Source organism: Streptomonospora alba (genome assembly GCF_000826685.1).
Classification (GTDB): domain Bacteria; phylum Actinomycetota; class Actinomycetes; order Streptosporangiales; family Streptosporangiaceae; genus Streptomonospora; species Streptomonospora alba.
The window spans coordinates 1-16,619 of sequence record NZ_JROO01000015.1 but is presented as its reverse complement, the minus strand read 5'-3'; the positions used below and the strand labels follow the sequence as shown (position 1 = coordinate 16,619).

Here is a 16,619-nt window from a genome sequence, read left to right as displayed (position 1 = left end):
GGCCGGTTCAGGTCTCCAGGCAGAACTCGTCGATGGGGTAGCCCACGTGCCGGTCCTCGGTGGGCAGGTGCCCCAGGACGCGGTCGCCGGGCTGCAGTTCGGTGCTGTTGAGCACCGCGCCCGCCGGGCCCAGCACGCGCACGTGCCAGTCGTCCTGCAGGATGAGGTTGACGGCGGTGCCGTCGGGCGCGACGGCATCGACGGAGATGAGAGGACGGCTCTCGATCTTCACCCGGCCCACGACCACCGGTCGGGCCCGGCCTTCGATGTCGACCGCCAGCACCGTGCTCCCTGCCTTCAGTTCGCTCAAGTAGCGGGTCCGCTCGTTGGCGGACAGGGTGTAGGAGTGGATGGCCCCGGCGTTGACCCGGAAGGGGCGTGTGGGCATGTAGGGCAGCGGGTGGGTCTCGCTCACGCAGAGGACCATGCCCTTCGAGTGCGAGCCGACGAGAATGCCCTCGTCCTTGCCGAAGTAGGTGCAGGTGTCCACGCAGGCGCGCTCGCCCATCCCGACGTGCGCGGTCGCGGTGACCTCCAGCTCCACCAGGTCCAGCTTGCTGCTCTGAGTGGCCGAGGCGGCCCGGAGCGCGGTGGGGTCGCCGACGGCGCTCGGCGCCATCAGCACGCCGTCGGACCCGTGTTCGAGAACTCCGAAGACGATCTCGGCCTCCTCGACGTCGGCGACCTCGGTGACGATTCCGCCCTCGGCGCGGGCCGCCGCGGCGATGACGATCTCCAGCGGAATCTTCGTGGGATCACGGAAGCGCAGCACGCTCCAGCGCTCGGTGCGAGCGGCCTCGCAGGCGGCCTCCAGGGTCTCGGAGTCGTGAACGTCGACGAACCGCGCGAACTCCACGTCCGGGTGGCGTTCGGCGAGAACGCGCGGTTCGCCGTGGACCGCGGGGTCGACGACGACGATGTCGGCCCGTCCCACGTCGTCGGGCATGGGGCCGCCCTCGGGGAACAGGATGCGCGTCATGGTCGGAGGCAGGTCGTCCAGGTCGGCCGCTTCGGCGGCGACGATGCCGTCGAGGCGCTGATGGACCGCCTCTTCGCGTAGGGCGGAGGCTGACTCGGTGCTGCCGCGCATGTCCAGCCAGCAGAGTTTCACGGCTTCTCCTCGGTCGGAATGTCAGTTCCAGTCGCCGGGCCGGAACCCGGCGCCTGCGCCCGAGAGGCCGGCGGGGCCGCGGGGGCGCAGCAAAGGGGAGTGGACCAGGTCGGAGACGCGCCGGGCCATGTTCCCCGGGTCCGGGGCCGCGAAGATGTTGCGTCCCATCGCCACCCCCGCGGCACCGGCCCTCAGCACCTCGGACACACCGGACAGCACGTCCTCGGCGGTGCCGCGCGGGCCGCCCGCCGTGATGACCGGCACCGGGGAGCTGCGCACCAGGTCCTCGGTCTCCGCGGCGGTCCGCGGGCGCGGGAGCTTCACGATGTCGGCGCCCACGTCGCCGGCCAGCGACGCCGCGTGGGCGAGCAGTTCGGCGTCCGCGGGATCGGTGATCTGCGGGCCGCGGGGGTAGATCATCGCCAGCAGCGGCATGTTCCACTGCGCGCAGGTGTCGGCGACGGCGGCGAAGTCGGCGATCTGGCTGCGTTCGTCCAGCGACCCCAGATTGACGTGGACGCTCACCGCATCCGCGCCCAGGCGGATCGCGGTCTCCACGTCGGTCACCAGATACTTCGCGTCGGGATCAGGGGCGTGGCGCGTGCTGGCACTCAGGTGCACGATGAGCGAGGTCCGGGTGAACCAGCCCGGCTGCAGCGAGCGGAGACGGCCCTTGTGCAGGACGACGGCGTCGACGCCGTTGCGGGCCAGCTGGCCCACGAGGGGGTCGATGCTCTGTCCGGCGGCGACGGGGCCGTCGGCCACCGAGTGGTCGAGCGGCACGACGAGCAGTCGGCCGTCGCCGTGCCGGTGCAGGCGGGCCAAGCGCACTTTCGCGGCGAACGTCTGGTGCACCGCCATGGGATTCCTCCTAGTAGTCGGCGCTCCGTTGACCGGGGCGGGCCGTCGGCTCCCGGGCGGTGCCGAGCAGCGGAAGCGCCGACGCTCGGTGCGTTGCGGTCGGTGTCCGGGAGGACTGCGGCGCGGACGGGGAGGGCGATCGAGCGGATTCCGGTGCGGGGTGCCGGCCGCGATTCGGCTCGCGGCCCGCGCTGGGTTCGGCGGGGTTTCGGCGGCGGTCCGCCCTCCGCCGAAACCCCGGGATCCCAAGACCCCGGATGCGCTCATTATGGGCAGACGGCCGCTGCGGCGCGGATCCCGGAAATACGGGATTCGGTGCCCCTGCTCGCCGGGGCCTGCGCTTGCTCAGAGAGCGGGCGGGATGTTGTGGGTGTGGCGGAAGACGTTGCCCGGGTCGTAGGCCCGCTTGAGCCGGGACAGTTCGCGGTAGTCGGCCGCCTCGTAGGCGGCCCGCACCTGCTCCTGCGACGCCTCCTCGGCGGACTGGAAGCTCAGGAACGGGCCTCCGGTCCCGTAGGGTGCCAGCGCGCCGACGAGCCGGTCCTGGTATTCGGCCACGGTGGAGGCGTCGGGAACGGGCACGGACGCGGTGAACACGGCGAAGCCCCCGCCCCGGTTGCCCACGGCGTTGCCGGGGCGGGGGCGGCGGGCCAGGGCTCCGTCCAGCGGCCGCAGCTCGACGACGAGCAGCGGGCATCGTGCGTGCGGGCCGGCGAGCTCCATGAGCACTCCGGCGGGTTCCGGCCCGAGGTCGCCGATCACTGTGGAACGCTCGTAGTAGGGACCGGGCTCGGTGGGGTCGTTGTTGATGGAGCCCACCTCGGTGAAGGGCATCTCGGCGACGGTGTCCAGCAGCAGGGGTCCCGCCTCGCGCATCGGGGCGAGCAGTTCGGCTCCGCGCTCGGGGGCGCCGAGGTAGGCGACCCGGAGGTGGATCGCGAAGTGCCCGCGCACCTCGGCGGGAACGGCGGGGGCGTCGGGGAAGCGCACGAGCGCGAAGGCGGCGGACATCTCCTCCGGCAGCGCCTTGGCCCAGGTGCGGTAGGAGCGCAGCAGCGGTTCGGCGTACTCCCCGGGGAAGAACAGGCCGCCGCCGTAGACGCGCTCGACCGGGAACAGGTCGATCACCATCGAGGTCACGACGCCGAAGTTGCCCTTACCGCCCCGAAGCGCCCAGAACAGGTCGGGGTCGCGGTCTGCGGAGACGTGGCGCGCCGTGCCGTCTGCGGTGACGGCCTCGAACGAGCGCACGTTGTCGGCAGCGTAGCCGTGAGCGCGGCCGAGCGGGCCGATCCCACCGCCCAGTGTGTAGCCGATCGCGCCCACGCGCGGGGAGGAGCCGCTGGGCGGAGCGAGCCCGTGCTCCGCGGCGGCGGCGATCACCGCCTCCCAGCGTGCGCCGGCCTCGATGCGCGCGGTACGAGCGGCGGGGTCCACGGAGACGCCGTCCATCGCGGCGGTGGAGATCAGCAGCGCGCCGTCGCAGGAGACCGCCTGACCGTGGCCTGTGGCCTGCACGGCCACGGTGAGCCCGTGCCGGCCGGCGAACAGCACCGCCTCGCGCACGTCCTCGGCGCAGGCGGCGGCGACCACGAGGGCGGGGCGGTGCGTCAGGACGGTGTTGTGCCCGGCGGTGCTTGCGGCATACCCCTCGTCCTGCGGCTGCAGCAGGCGCCCGCGCAACCGGGAGCGCAGGCGCAGTGCGCTGTCGTGGAGGTCCTCGGTCGTGGGCTCCTCGGCGGTACTCACAGTCCGCCACTCCTTTCGTGCGGTCAGTGGGTGAAGCTGTGCTGATCGGATTGGGCGTGCAAGACGCGGTAGCGGCCGGTGTAGAACACCAGCGGCTCGCCCTCGCGGTGGTCCAGATGGCACACGCGGCCGAAGAAGAGCACGTGGTCGCCCACATGCTCGTGAGCGGTCACGCGGCATCCGACGTGCGCCAGCGCCCCCGACAGCAGGGGGATCCCGCCGGCGTCGGCGAACTCGGCCGGGGAGCCCAGAGTGTCCTGGCCGGCGAACCGGCGCGAGTGGGCCTCGTGATCCTCGGCGAGGACGTTGACGCCGTAGCGTCCGGTGCGGCGCAGCAGGTCGGCCATGCGCGTATGCGTCCCCAGCGAGACCAGGACGACGGCAGGCTCCAGCGACACCGACAGGAACCCGTTCGCGGTCATGGCGTGGACGCCTTCGTCGGTGCGGGTGGTGATCAGCGTGACGCCGGTGGCGAACCGGCCCATGGTGTGGCGGAACTCCCGCGGGTCGGGCCGCATCGGGGGCGCCGCGGTGCCCGACGCGTTCACGGCTGCACCTCCTTGCCGCGCGCACGCAGGTAGGCGCGGGTGCGCTCGGGGGTGCTGAGGATGTCCCACTGCCGCTCGGGGCGGTTGAAATTGTCGGTGATCTCCTCGGCGAGCGCCGGATCCTCGGCCATCGCCGAGAAGAGCTCCAGGACGTGGGGTGCCGCGCTTCGCCGCAGCATCAGATTGGTCCACTCGGCGGCGGCGAGCGTGCGCTCGGCGCGCCTCCGGGCGACCTTCTCGCAGAAGCGGGCGTCGAAGCCGTGGTCCTCCAGGATCGCCTCCCCCGTGACCCACGCCGAGTAGGAGGCCGAGTTGGCGCCCTGACCGACGATGGGGTCGACGACCGTGTGGACGTCGCCGAGGGACAGCGCGTACTTGCCGTTGGGCAGCCGCGCGTAGTCCTCGCGGACGGTCGGCACCAGCCCGCCGCGCAGCACGTCCTCGGGCCGGGTCAGCCGGAACTCGGCGGGGGATATGCGCTCGTAGACGCCCGGGAAGTGGGTCCGGACGCGCTCCAGGACGAGCCGCTCGAAGGCCTCGGCGTCTTCTCCGGGATCGGCGTCGGCCGGGTCGGCCAGCTCGCTCTCGGGGAGCCCCTCGAACAGCAGGGCTGTCACGTGCCCGGCGAAGGAGTACATCGGCAGTTCGAGCAGCTCTCCGTGGCCGGGTGAGACGCTCAGCGACATCCCCTTGGGGTCGGGGTGGTCCACCCCGTGGAAGAGGGCAGCACACAGCCGCCGCTGCGGCAGCTCGTAGGGCGACGCCGCCGCCCGCTTGGGGAACATCGCGCTCAGCCCGGTGCCGCCGGAGGCGACGATGACGATGTCGTGTCTGCTGGAGAGGTCGACGACGTTCTCCGGTTTGATCGGGCGCAGCTCGAACCCGCCGCCGCGCTCGCGGAAGTCCTCGATCAGCGTGGGCAGATAGATGCGGTAGTCCAGGGCGCGGGCCGGTGCGCGCAGGTCGCCGCGGAAGGCGAGCGGGCGGGGGCCGCCCAGGTAGTGGTGGTTCGCGAAGTAGCCGTACTTCTGCGGATCCCAGTGCTCGACGCCCAGTGCGCGTTCGCGCTCCAGGGTGGCGTGGTGGTGGGCGACGGTGTTGGGCAGCCGGGACTCCGCGATCTGCTGGGGCGAGCGGTCGCTGTAGATCGTGACGGGGATGTCGTGCTGACGCAGGAACAGCCCCAGATGCAGTCCGGCGACGCCGCTTCCGATGATTCCGATGTCCGCCATGACGCCTGCGCTCCTTTTCGTGTCCGTGCAAGCACGGAAGGTTTAAGCGGAACGGGTTCCGATTAGACGTTAGCTCCGCGGGGCTCGTTCGGCAAGGCCAAGTGGAAGGGGTTCCACTACGCTGGCCCTGCCGCCGCTGGTCCGGCGGTGTCCGAAGAGCAAGGAGGAGGAGCGTGGAGGAGGACGACGAAACCCCGACGCCCCGCCGGTCCCGCGCCGAGCTGCCCATGTACGACAGCCCTCCGGCCGAGCGCGCCGATGCCGCGCGCAACCGGCGGCGCATTCTCGATGCGGCGGCGCGGATCCTCGATGCCGAGGGCCCCGAAGGGTTGGCGATGGAGAACGTGGCCGCTTCGGCAGGCGTCGGCGTGGGCACGCTCTACCGCCGGTTCGGCAGCCAGGGCGGCCTTGCCCTCGCGCTGCTGGACGAGGAGGAGCGCTCCCTGCAGGCCGCGGTGATCGGCGGTCCACCGCCCCTGGGCCCCGGCGCCGCACCCTTCGACCGGCTGCGCGCATTCCTGCGCGAGCTGCTGCACCGAGTGGCGTCCCAGGGGCCGCTGCTCGTCACCGCCGAGATCAACAAGCCTTACGCGCGGTTCACGGCAGGGGCCTACCGCGTCCACCACGCCCACGTCAGCAGCTTGCTCCAGCGGGCTCGCCCCGACGTCGACGCCCATGTGATGGCCGACGCTCTGCTGGCTCCCCTGGCCGCGACGCTCGTCACCTATCAGCGCGAGGTCGGCGAGGTCGGTCTGGAACGGATCGGGGACACGCTCGACACCCTCGTCGCGGGGCTGGAGCGCCGGCCCGCGGACGCCGCGGATTCCTGAGTCCGCAGCGCGCCGAAGCCCCCGGGCGGGTGCCGACGGCCCCGCCCGCACCGCGGGCGGCCTTGGCCGCGCACGACCGACGTCACCCGGAGTGCCTCCATCGGCGCGTTGCGCGCTCCCCGTGGCCGCGTAGGCCGCCGAGAAGCGCCGCACAGCACCGTCCGCCCCTGGCGAGACTCCTGCGGAAATGCATCACGCGATCACGCCAGATTCTTCGGTGAATCCTCTCGATCCGGGGGATCGATATGGCGGAAAAACGTGTCTCCGGAATGGCCGATATCGAATCTGTTGACACCGGCGGATCGCGCGAGGTTAGTCTTGTCAGCGTCCCGATCGGGATCGAGTCGATAAAAGCAGAATGGGAAGGGGGTGAATGAGAGAATGTCCGCACTGCCTGAGGACCTGGTTGTGGCGATCGACGACCTGCTGGCGCAGGCCGACGTCGACGAGAACGCCCTTGAGGACGAGGTCGAGACCGCGCAGCGCGCCATCGCGTGGTAGCGGCCCCGCGGCCCATGGGGTAGGGCGAATCTACCCCATGGGCCTTGGCCGGGGTTTCCGTTTCGGGTCACGAGTAAGGACGAACACCGATGAGCGGCATGCAGTATCGACACTTGATCGAAGACGCCGTCAAGGAGGCCCTCGACCCGACGGCTTCCGGCAGCGATAATCATACCTCTCACTCGCTTCCCCGGGAAGCCGTGTGGTTTACCGGAGTGCGCGCGGAGGAATGCTCCGATGCCGTTTCGAGAATCTCCTCGACCACGGAGCGCCTCGTGGTCGTGGCCGACGGCGCCGACGCGGCGTCCTCGCTGCCCTCGGTCGCGGTCGCCGCGCAGCTCGCCCGCACCGTCCTCGAGCAACTCCCCGGCGACTTCGTGCTCGACGAGCGTGACCGCGAGGGCCTGCGCTTCCTCGACCCCGCCCTCCTCGGCGAGACCGGCTTGCGCCCTTCCGCTCTGGAGGCGCACGCCGTCACCTATGCCATCGTGCGCCGGATCAGCCGCGAGTCGCTGCAGTCCGCCGTGAAGATCGACATGGTCGCGATGTTCCTGCTCCGCGCACTGCGCAGGCTGGCGGGAAAGCGCGGTGTGACCGTCGCCGTGCCCGCCCTGGACCATGTCGACCGCCCCTCGCTGCGTGTGCTCAACCGCCTTCTGTGGCTCTCCGACCGGGACGACCGCTTCCGCGTCGTCGGCATCTGCCTCGGCGACCCACTGGCGGAGGCCCCCGAGCCCGACGACGGCGGCGGTCTCGCCCCGCGTCTTGCGCGCTCCCGGCGCCGACTCTTCGAGCGGCTGCGACTGGAGTGGCAGCCCCGGACGATCTCCCTGCGCACCGCCGCCCCCGTCCTTCCCCGAATCGGCTCCGGGTCCGCCGATCAGGGGCCCGACGCCGTGACCGCCGTCGCCGAGGCGCTCGTCGAGCACAACTACGACCGCGCCTACCTGCTCGCCGGCTCGGTGCTCGACGGCGGCGACCCCGGCGATTCCACCGCGGACCTGCTGCGCCTGGTCGGCCTGTGCGACGCCAACATCGGCGAGGTCGACAGCGGAGTCGCCGCCCTTGGCGCGGCCCTCCAGGCGGCGCGGCGCCCGGAGCTGCGCGCGCACCTGCACTACCTCACCGGCCTGCTGATCACCAAGCGCCGGTACGACCTCGACGCGGCCGACGAGGAGTACCGGGCCGGCCTGGAGGAACTCGAAACCGCCTGGAACGCCGACGACGCCGAGTTCGAACGTGCCTGGCTGCTCAACGGCCGCGCCCTCGTGGCCTCCCTCCATGCTCGCGCCTGTCCTCCCGAGGAGCGCCAGAGCCGGCTGCACGACGTGATGCGCCAGGAGGTCGCGGCCTTCCGGCTCGCCACGCGGGGAAGCGAGCCCCGGCACGTCTACCTGCGGCACAACCTGCTGGCCAACACGGCCTTCGTGCTGGAGATGCTCGCCCGCTTCGACGAGGCGATCGACTTCTGGCACCGGGCCTTCGGCCAGTTCCTCGGCAAGACCGCCAACGCCGGGGCCTTCGAGCCCATCTACCGCTACCGGGTCGGCGTCCTGGAATGGAAGGCCGGGCGAGAGGAGACGACGGCGTCGCTGCGCGAGGCTCTGCAGCAGGCCGCGTCGCGGCACGACCGGTTCCAGGCCGAGCGGATTCGCTATGCGCTCGCCTTCGTCAGCCTCGACCTGGGCGAAACCGCCGAAGCTCTCGAGCACTTCCGCGCCGGGTTGATGCAGGCGTGGGAGCTGCGCGATCCGCTCGCCTGCCTGCAGCACGCCCGCGGCCTGTGCGCCGCCGCCCGGCGCGAGCGGCGGCCCCGTCTGGAGCGGACCGTGCGGATCTGGCTGCGGTTGACCGGCCACCACGCGCTGCAGGAGGTCGAGGACGACCTCGCCGAGCCGCCGTCGCCGCCCTCGCCGAAGCTGCCCGCCTACATCCCCGGCATCGACCTGGAGCCCACACCCGAGGTCAACCTCAACGTCTACCTGGCGGGCCCCCAGCCCTCCGCGGGCGGCGATTCCTCGCCGCGGGCGGCCGCCGCGGGCAGGGTGGCGACGTGACGGCGCCGACCTCGGGGGGCTGCGCCACCGAGGTACTTCCGCGCGACCTCCTCGCGCGGCTGCTCGGCGAGCTGCGGCGAGGCGGTGCCGAGTACGCCGACGCCTTCGTCGAGGAGCGCGACTCGCGCTCGGCCGCATCCGGCGACGGCGGAGTCGGCGACGTCTCCAGCGGATGGCAGTGCGGAGCCGGCTTCCGCGCCGTGCGCAGCGGCCGCAGCGCCTTCTGCAGCACCGAGGACCTCAGTCCGGAGGGGCTGCGCGCCGCAGCGTCAGCTGCGCTGCGCGGCCTCGGCGCCGGGGCGGAGACCGTAGACCACACGCCTGCGACGCCCGCCCTCGGCGCCGCGGTCCACCGCGCCCGCCCATGCAGCGTGGCCTGGGCCCCGCGCTTGGACCTGATGCGCATGGCCGAAACCGCCGCACGCGAGGCCGACCCGCGCATCGCCAGCGTGCGGACCACCTGGTTCGAAAGCCTTCACCGGATCCAGATCTGCACGTCCGAGGGCGTGGGCCGATCCGAACGGCGGGAGCGGACCCGGCTGCACGTCCGGGTCGGGGCGCGCGACGGCCGCGGCCGCACCGCCGTCGGAACCCGTGCGCCGGGAGTCGGCGGCGGCTTCGCGCGTTTCCTCGCTGAGGCGGGGGCGGCCGCCGCGGCCGACCGCGCGGCCCGCCAGGCCGTGCGGCTCCTGGACGCGCGCGAGGGGCCCGCGGGCGACCTTCCGGTCGTCATGCAGGGCGGCGCGGCCGGTGCGTTCGTCCACGAGGCATGCGGCCACCTGCTGGAGGCGGCAGTCTCTCCTGCGGAGCAGTCGCCCCTGGCCCGCGGCCTCGGCCGGACGGTGGCCCCGCCCGCCGTCACCGTGGTCGACGACCACACCCTGCCCGGCGCCTGGGCCACGGCGCTCTTCGACGACGAGGGCGCCGACGCCGCCCGCACCGTGCTGGTCGACCAAGGACGCCTTGTATCGCTGCTCTACGACCGCGCCGCCGCGTTGCGCGCCGGCGTCGCCGGCACGGGGAACGGCCGGCGGCCCGGGTTCCGCCGCCCGCCCGCCACCCGCATGACCAACCTGCTTCTCGCCCCGGGCACCGACGACCCCGGCGACATCGTCGCGCAGACGGGGGAGGGCGTTCTGGCCCGCGAGTTCGGCCGCGGCTTGGCTGACCCGGTCACCGGAACGGTGGAGTTCGGCGTCACCGAGGGCTACCGCATCCGGCGCGGACGCGTCTGCGAACCCCTGCGTCAGGTCACCGTCTCCGGCCGGGCGCCGGAACTGCTCTCCTCCGTCGACCGGGTCGGACCAGACCTCACCGTGACCCCGCTCGTGTGCACCAAGGACGGTCAGAAAGCCATGGTCTCCGCGGGGGCCCCGACCATCCGAGTCCCCGCGGCCGCAGTCGGGGGGCGATGATGCCGGAGACCGCACCGCTGATCGAGGCCGCCGACGCCGTGGTCGAGCACGGCACCGCAGTCGGAGCCGACGGCGTCGAGGCCTACGTGTGCGACGAGCACACGCTGTCGCTGGCGCAGCGGCGGGGCGCCGACCCGTCGGTGAGCGAGTCGCGGACCCGGGGCATGGGGGTCCGCGTGGTGCGTGACCGCGCGGTGGGCTTCGCCTACGCCACCCTGTCCGGCCCCTCCGCGGCGGCCCAGGCGTTCGACCGCGCCGACGCGGCCTGCGGGGCGGCCGAGGCGGCGTCCGGAACCGCGCCGGTACTGCCCGCCCCCGAGGACGCTTCCGGCACGGTCGGCGACGCCGGACTGTGGGAGCCGGGCGTGCAGGAGTGGTCCGCCGCCGCCGCGCGCGAGCGGCTGGCCGAGCTCGCCGCCGCAGCGGAGGCGCCCGGCGAGGCGACCGTGCTGCGCTGCCAGTACGGCGTCGAGCTCAAGGCCGTCGCCGTCGCCAACTCGCGCGGCGTCCGCGCCGCCTACCGCAGCGGCCTGCACTTCCTCTGGGCCGAGGTGGGGGACGGCTCCACCTCGACCACCGCATCCTGCTGGTCGCGCACCCCCCGGTACCTCCGCGCCGACGCGGCCGGCGCCGACGCGGCCACGCGGATCGCCCTCGACGCTGACGCGTCGCCGCCCCCTGGAGGAGTCCCGGTCGTGTTCGCTCCGGCGGCCGCCGCACGGATCATCGGACGCCTCGCCGGTCCGCTGTCCGCCGGCGATGCGCGGGGACGCGGCCGCCCCGGCGCCCGGGTGACCGCGCCGGCGATCTCCGTCGCCGACGACGCGACGATTCCCGGAGCACTGGCGAGCGCGCCGGCCGATGGCGAGGGGCTGCCCGCCCGCCGCGCGGAGCTGGTGGAGCACGGCCTGCGCGCACGGAGCCTGGACGCCCCCGGCGTCGGCAGGGGCCACGCGCGGCGCAGCGGCTACCGGGCAGTGCCCCGGCCCGGACCGAGCAACCTCTTCGTCCGCCCGGGCAGGGCCACTCTGCCCGAACTGCTCGCGCACCTGCACGACGGAGTGCTGGTGACGGAGGTCGGCGGACTGCTGGCGGCCGACCCCCGCAGCCCCCGCATCGCGCTCACCGTGCGCGGTCGGCGCGTCATCGGCGGCGCGCCGGCCCACCCTGTCGCCGGTCCCCTGACGAGCGGCTCGCTGTGGAAGGTGCTGCACAACGTCCGCGCGGTGGGCGCGGACCTGGAGTTCTGGCCGGGCGCGGGCGTCAACGCCGGCTCCCCCAGCCTGCTCGTCGAAGGGGCGGCGTTCCCCGGAAAGGAAGGCAAGCCATGACACGCATCACCCTGGTCTGCGGCAGCCGAAAACCCGCTCCGGGCAGCACCGAGCGCTCAGCCGCCCGCGAGATGCTGCGCGAAGTCGAACGCGGCGTGCGGGCCGCCGGCCGCGATCCCGCCTGGATCGACCTGCGCGAGGTCGAGCTTCCGTGGTGGGACGGACGCCCGCCGGAGGGCTATGCCAGTGCCGAACTGGACTCGGTCACCGCGACGCTGGACTCCAGCTCCGTGATCGTCGTCTCCGCTCCGGCCTACTGGAACGGACTCTCCGGCCCGGTGAAGAACCTCTTCGATCTCGTGGGGGCGAAGCCCTGGCGCGACCGGACCGTGGCAGGGCTCATCGTCGGAATGAACGACTCCTCCGCCTACGCGGGCGAGGAGCAGTTGCGCCAAGTGGTGAGCGCCGTGGGTGCCTGGTGGGCGCCGCACTCGATGGTGATCGGCGATCCGCGCAACCGTACCGACGTCTCCGGGCTGCGCCGCGACCTGCGCCGCTTCGGCGGCTACGTGGGCCTGCTCGCCGGTTCGGACGCGAAGGCGGCGTCGTGACGGCGGCGCAGGGGCGGCGGATGTCGGCCGCGGCCGCCGACGACGCGGTCGAGGCGATCACGGACCGCTTGTCCGGAGCAGGCCTGCTGCCTCCCGGCGCCTCCTTCGACCGCGACGCCTTCCACGCCCTCCGCGGCCGCGTCCGCCGAAGCTTCCACGTGCCCCAGACCTCGATAACGCCGATCATGGCCCGGCTGCTGTTCGCGGTGGGGGACGCCTATGCGCCCCACCGCCTGCTGGTGATCGGTTCCTACTACGGCAACACCCTGGTCTGGCTGGCGGGGCGTGCCCTGCTCGACGGACGAGGCGGCGAGTACGTCGGCGCCGACATCGACGCCGCCGCGTGCGCCGGTGCCCGGCGGAACTTCGCCGCGCTCGACGGTCGGGTCGGCGTGCGCATCGAGGAGCGCGACGGCCGAGAGGTCCTGGAGACCGCCGCCGACTGGGACCTGCTGCTGCTGGACGCCGACGACCCCGCTACCCGCAAAGCCGTCTACCTGCCGCTGCTGCAGGCGGCGCTGCCCCGAACGGTCCCCGGTGCGCTCGTGCTCGCCCACGACACGGCCATGCCCCTGTTCGCCGAGCAGTTGCTGGGCTACAAGGAGGCGGTCGCGGATCGGGACGTCTTCCGCGCCTGTGCCCACCTCCCCGTCGACGAGTGCGGACTGGACGTCTCCGTCGTCGGCGCCCCTTCCCGCAACCGCACCGAGGAGCCGATATGACAGCCAAGGCCGACTACATCCGCGGGCCGGAAGGCACGCTCACCCCGGGCCAGCAGCGCGGGCTCTTCCAGCTGCCCCGCCGACTCGAATTCCTCTCCGACTCCCTTCCCGAACCGCCCTCCCACGTGCTCGACGTCGGCTGCGCGGGCGGCTACATAGCACTGATGCTGCAGCGGCTCGGACACCGGGTGACCGGGGTCGAGCTCAACTCGGTGATGGCGGCTCAGGCACGCGAGCGGGGAGTCGAGGTCCTCGAACACGACCTGGAGGAGCCCTTGCCGCTGTCCGACGGCGAGGTCGACGCGGTTCACGCATGCGAGGTCATCGAGCACCTGTTCGACACCGAGGGCTTCCTGCGCGACCTGGCACGGGTGCTGCGCCCCGGCGGCGTCCTCGTCGTCAGCAGCCCCAACCTCAACAGCCTCGGCAATCGCTGGCGCGTGCTGCGCGGCGCGCCGCTGCCGATGTGGGGAGCCAGTCCGGCCGACCGGCACGGCGGGCACATCCGGGTCTTCAACCGCGCCACCCTCGAAGGGCTGCTGCGGCGCACCGGCTTCACCCCCGTCCGCACCATCGGCTCCAACCAGGGCGGCCGTGCCGCGCGCATGCTCGACGCCGCACCCGCACTCAGCGAGCTGATCCTCACCCGCGCCGTGCGCCGCGAGGAGCTGTGAACATGCGGCTACTGGTCACCGGGGCGGGAACCCTGGGCGCCGCGGTCGCCCGCGCGGCCCGAGAGCGTGGCGACGAGGTGCTGCTGGCCGACGTGCGTACTGCCGCACTCGACGCCGTGCGCTGCGACGTCACCGACACCCCCGCCCTGATGGAGGTGTGCGGCGACTGGCGCCCCGACGCCGTCCTGCACACCGCGGGCGTCATCGGCCGCAAGGTCGACGCCGCACCACCGCTGGCGGTGGGGGTGAACGTCGCCGGAACGGTCTCCGTGCTGGAGTGCGCCCGCCGGTGCTCGGTCCGCCGCGTCATCCTGGCCAGCAGCCTGGCCGTCTACGACTGGTCCGCCCCGGACCCGGACCGTCCCCTCGCCGAGGAGCGGGCGGGAGACCCCGGGTCGCTGTACGGAGCCAGCAAGCTCGCGGCCGAGACGCTGGCCCGCACCTTCGCCGGCGGGAGCGGCCTCGCGGTGACCGCGCTGCGCTTCGCCGGCATATACGGCGGTCCGGGGGGCGGGGGCGGCGCGCTGCTGTCGGCGACCCTGGCCTCGGTCGTGCGGCGCCTGCTCGCGGGCGAGGAGGTCGCCCTGCCCCCGCTGCTCGGCTGCGCCGAGTACCTCGCCGCCGCTGACGCCGCGCGCGCGATGCTGCGCGCGGCGGAAGACGACGCGCCGCCGTGGCGCGTGTTCAACATCGGCGCCGGCCGGGTCCACACGGCCGGCGAACTCGCCGGGGTGCTGCGGCACGTGGTGCCCGGGGCCCGGGTACACGCCGCCGCTCCGCCGCTGCGCGTACCGCCGCTGGACATCGACCGCGCGCGCACGGTCCTGGGGTTCGCCCCGGAGATACCGCTGGAGGAAGGCATCGCCGCCTTGGCGGGCGAGGTGGCACGAGAGGAGGCGGCGTGTACGACCACCTCGTCCTGAGTTCCGGCCTGCGCAGCGACGGCTCCCCCCTGCCGCAGGGCACACGGCTGCTGTCCGCCGAGTCCCTCCCGATGTTCGCCGCCCGCCCGCAGCACGACGACGCCGACGCCGGCGCGGACCGCGTCCGCGCCCTGCTGCGCGAAGTGCGCGAGGCCCGCCGACTCACCCTGCGCGGCACCGCCGTGTGCGGGGGCGCTCCGGGAAGCCTGGTCAACGGGCTGGCTCTGCTGGGTGGACCGGACTACGGGCGCACCGGCCGCGGCGACGTGCTCGCCGACCGCCAGGTCACCGTCGACCTCGACGGCGACCCCGGCTGCGTCGCGCGGGGCTTCCGCCACCTGGAGCGGATGGCGCGCGCTCTGGGTGCCGACGACGTCCGCCGCCCCCCGGAACCCGACAGCGCCGCGGCGTCGTGGTCGCGTGCCGGGACGCGCTCCGTCGCCAAGCCGGTGACCGACCTCGCCCTCGGCCAGATCGTGCTGCCCCGCCACAGCCGCCTGGACGAGGCGCTCGGGGGCCCGGCGGAGCCCGCCGCGCACTACTGCCCTCCGGAGGGCCACTCCCGGCTGCGCGGAGTCCTGCGCGACTGGCTCGGCGCCCGCGGAGTCGGCCCGGACCGCGAGGTGACCGTGACCGCGGGGGCCTCCATGGGTCTGACGGCGGTCCTCGCCGCCCTGGTCCCCCCGGGCGGGGCCGTGCTGGTGCCCGACCCCGGCTACCCGCCTTACCGGTCCGTGCTGCGCAGGCTCGGCCTGCGGGCGATCCCCTACCCCGCGCCGGCAGCCGGCGAGCGGCTGAACGCCGGTGCGCTCGCGCGGGCCCCGGAAGCCCGCGCGATCGTGTGGAACAGCCCGGCCAACCCGACGGGCTGGGTGGCGGATCCGGAGGATCTCGCCCTGCTCGCCGCCGAGGCGCGAGCGCACGACCTGTTCGTCGTCAGCGACGAGGTCTACACCGACCTGGCCTGGCAGGGCTCGGCCGAGACGGGCGGGCCCTGCGCAGCCGGTATCGGCGACCGGACCGTGGTCGTCGACAGCGTCTCCAAGCGCCACGCCGCGGCCGGCCTGCGCGTCGGCTGGGTCCACGGTTCCGCCCACCTCGTCTCGGAGGTCACCGCCGCCCACTGGACCTTCGCGATGTCCCCGCCCACCCACTCCCAGCTTGCGGCCGCCCACCTGCTCGCCCACAGCGACGCGATCGTCTCCGCGGTGCGCGACCAGGTCCGCGGCGCACTCGACCGCCTGCCACCGCAGGTGCCGCGCCCGCATGCCGGCCCCTACCTGTGGCTGCCGGCGGCGCCCACCGGCCGTGCCGCGGCCGCGCGGATCGAGAAGCGGCTGTCGGTGCGGACGATGCCGGGCGAGCTGTTCGGGGACCGCGGCGGCGAGCGGGTGCGGGCCAACGTGGGAATGCTCGCAGCGCAGGGGCGGGGTGCGGAGCGCGCCCTGCTCCGTGCGTTGCGGTCGCTGGAGGGCGAACGAGACGACGACGTGGCGGAGGAGTAGATGAAGGAGACGAACCCGGCACCCGGGGCGCCGGCGCCCGCGGCCGCGGGGGAGGAGGCCGTTTCCCCGCGGGACGTACTGCTGGCTCCGCGGTTCCTCGTGGTGACGCTGGCCACCTTCGCGTTCTGGATGTCGGTCTTCGCGCATACCCCGCTGATCCCGCTCTACCTGGAGGGGCTCGGCTACCGGGAGTCGGTGATCGGGGTGGTCTTCGGTTCGGGCGCAGTCGCCGCCCTCGCTGCGCGGCTGGCGCTCGGATGGATGATCGACCGCTACGGAGAGCGCCTGTTCCTTCTGGCGGGTGGACTGCTGTGGGTCGTCACCGCCCCCGTCATCCCCAGTACGGAGAACCTGCCGGCCATCACCGCGGTATGGCTGGTCAAAGGGGCGGGTCTGGCGATCTTCACGACCGCGGCGGGCGGCTGGGCCGGCAAGTACGGTCCCGACAGCCTACGCGGACAGACGATGAGCTACTTCGGTGCCGCCAACTTCGCAGCGGCTGTGCTGAGCCCTGCCCTGGCCGTCGCCGTGGCCGAAAGTTCCAGCTACCTTGTCGCGTTCCTGGCTACGGGTGCCACGGCGGCTCTGGCCTGCTGCGCGGCGCTGGTG

15 protein-coding genes are annotated in these 16,619 nt (G+C 73.5%); 10 read left to right on the top strand and 5 right to left on the bottom strand.

Going from position 1 to position 16,619, the window contains the following annotated elements; all coding sequences use genetic code 11:
- Window positions 1–7: 7 nt before the first annotated feature.
- The 5 genes from LP52_RS09205 to LP52_RS09185 all read right to left on the bottom strand — a co-directional run bounded on the left by LP52_RS09205 (window position 8) and on the right by LP52_RS09185 (window position 5,501).
- A complete protein-coding gene (locus tag LP52_RS09205) occupies window positions 8–1,111 on the bottom strand; it encodes a 3-dehydroquinate synthase II (protein ID WP_040272473.1) in 1,104 nt (367 codons plus the stop codon).
- A gap of 21 nt (window positions 1,112–1,132) precedes the next feature.
- The gene (locus LP52_RS09200; RefSeq protein WP_040272471.1) at window positions 1,133–1,972 is read right to left on the bottom strand and encodes a 2-amino-3,7-dideoxy-D-threo-hept-6-ulosonate synthase; all 840 of its coding nucleotides are present in this window, start codon (window positions 1,970–1,972) and stop codon (window positions 1,133–1,135) included.
- 345 nt (window positions 1,973–2,317) lie between these two features.
- Window positions 2,318–3,721, bottom strand: coding sequence for an FAD-binding oxidoreductase (locus LP52_RS09195; RefSeq protein ID WP_084723049.1), 1,404 nt, complete (start codon window positions 3,719–3,721; stop codon window positions 2,318–2,320).
- A 23-nt stretch (window positions 3,722–3,744) separates the two neighbouring features.
- Window positions 3,745–4,269: a flavin reductase family protein gene (locus LP52_RS09190; protein ID WP_202966080.1), complete on the bottom strand. Its 525-nt coding sequence runs from the start codon at window positions 4,267–4,269 to the stop codon at window positions 3,745–3,747.
- A complete protein-coding gene (locus tag LP52_RS09185) occupies window positions 4,266–5,501 on the bottom strand; it encodes a styrene monooxygenase/indole monooxygenase family protein (RefSeq protein ID WP_040272470.1) in 1,236 nt (411 codons plus the stop codon). The genes LP52_RS09190 and LP52_RS09185 overlap by 4 nt, the downstream gene beginning before the upstream one ends.
- A 173-nt stretch (window positions 5,502–5,674) precedes the next feature.
- Between LP52_RS09185 and LP52_RS09180 the strand changes: the two genes are divergently transcribed.
- From LP52_RS09180 to LP52_RS09135, 10 genes are all read left to right on the top strand, one after another.
- Window positions 5,675–6,331, top strand: a complete 657-nt coding sequence (locus LP52_RS09180; protein WP_040272469.1) for a TetR/AcrR family transcriptional regulator — start codon at window positions 5,675–5,677, stop codon at window positions 6,329–6,331.
- 776 nt (window positions 6,332–7,107) lie between these two features.
- A complete protein-coding gene (locus tag LP52_RS27660; RefSeq protein WP_040272467.1) occupies window positions 7,108–8,889 on the top strand; it encodes a tetratricopeptide repeat protein in 1,782 nt (593 codons plus the stop codon).
- On the top strand, window positions 8,886–10,304 hold the full coding sequence (locus LP52_RS09170; RefSeq protein ID WP_052809638.1) for a TldD/PmbA family protein: 1,419 nt from the start codon (window positions 8,886–8,888) through the stop codon (window positions 10,302–10,304). The genes LP52_RS27660 and LP52_RS09170 overlap by 4 nt, the downstream gene beginning before the upstream one ends.
- Window positions 10,301–11,635, top strand: a complete 1,335-nt coding sequence (locus tag LP52_RS09165; protein ID WP_084723048.1) for a TldD/PmbA family protein — start codon at window positions 10,301–10,303, stop codon at window positions 11,633–11,635. The genes LP52_RS09170 and LP52_RS09165 overlap by 4 nt, the downstream gene beginning before the upstream one ends.
- Window positions 11,632–12,186, top strand: coding sequence for an NADPH-dependent FMN reductase (locus LP52_RS09160; protein ID WP_040272463.1), 555 nt, complete (start codon window positions 11,632–11,634; stop codon window positions 12,184–12,186). The genes LP52_RS09165 and LP52_RS09160 overlap by 4 nt, the downstream gene beginning before the upstream one ends.
- Window positions 12,183–12,908, top strand: a complete 726-nt coding sequence (locus LP52_RS09155; protein WP_157036284.1) for a class I SAM-dependent methyltransferase — start codon at window positions 12,183–12,185, stop codon at window positions 12,906–12,908. Before LP52_RS09160 ends, LP52_RS09155 begins: the two co-directional genes overlap by 4 nt.
- Window positions 12,905–13,582, top strand: a complete 678-nt coding sequence (locus LP52_RS25720; RefSeq protein WP_052809637.1) for a class I SAM-dependent methyltransferase — start codon at window positions 12,905–12,907, stop codon at window positions 13,580–13,582. The genes LP52_RS09155 and LP52_RS25720 overlap by 4 nt, the downstream gene beginning before the upstream one ends.
- Before the next feature lie 2 nt (window positions 13,583–13,584).
- On the top strand, window positions 13,585–14,505 hold the full coding sequence (locus tag LP52_RS09145) for an NAD-dependent epimerase/dehydratase family protein (protein ID WP_040272460.1): 921 nt from the start codon (window positions 13,585–13,587) through the stop codon (window positions 14,503–14,505).
- Window positions 14,484–16,010 carry a pyridoxal phosphate-dependent aminotransferase gene (locus LP52_RS25715; RefSeq protein WP_052809636.1) on the top strand — a complete coding sequence of 509 codons (1,527 nt, stop codon included), beginning with the start codon at window positions 14,484–14,486 and terminating at the stop codon, window positions 16,008–16,010. Before LP52_RS09145 ends, LP52_RS25715 begins: the two co-directional genes overlap by 22 nt.
- Window positions 16,011–16,619: MFS transporter (locus LP52_RS09135; RefSeq protein ID WP_040272458.1), on the top strand; the 609-nt coding region annotated here is incomplete at its 3' end.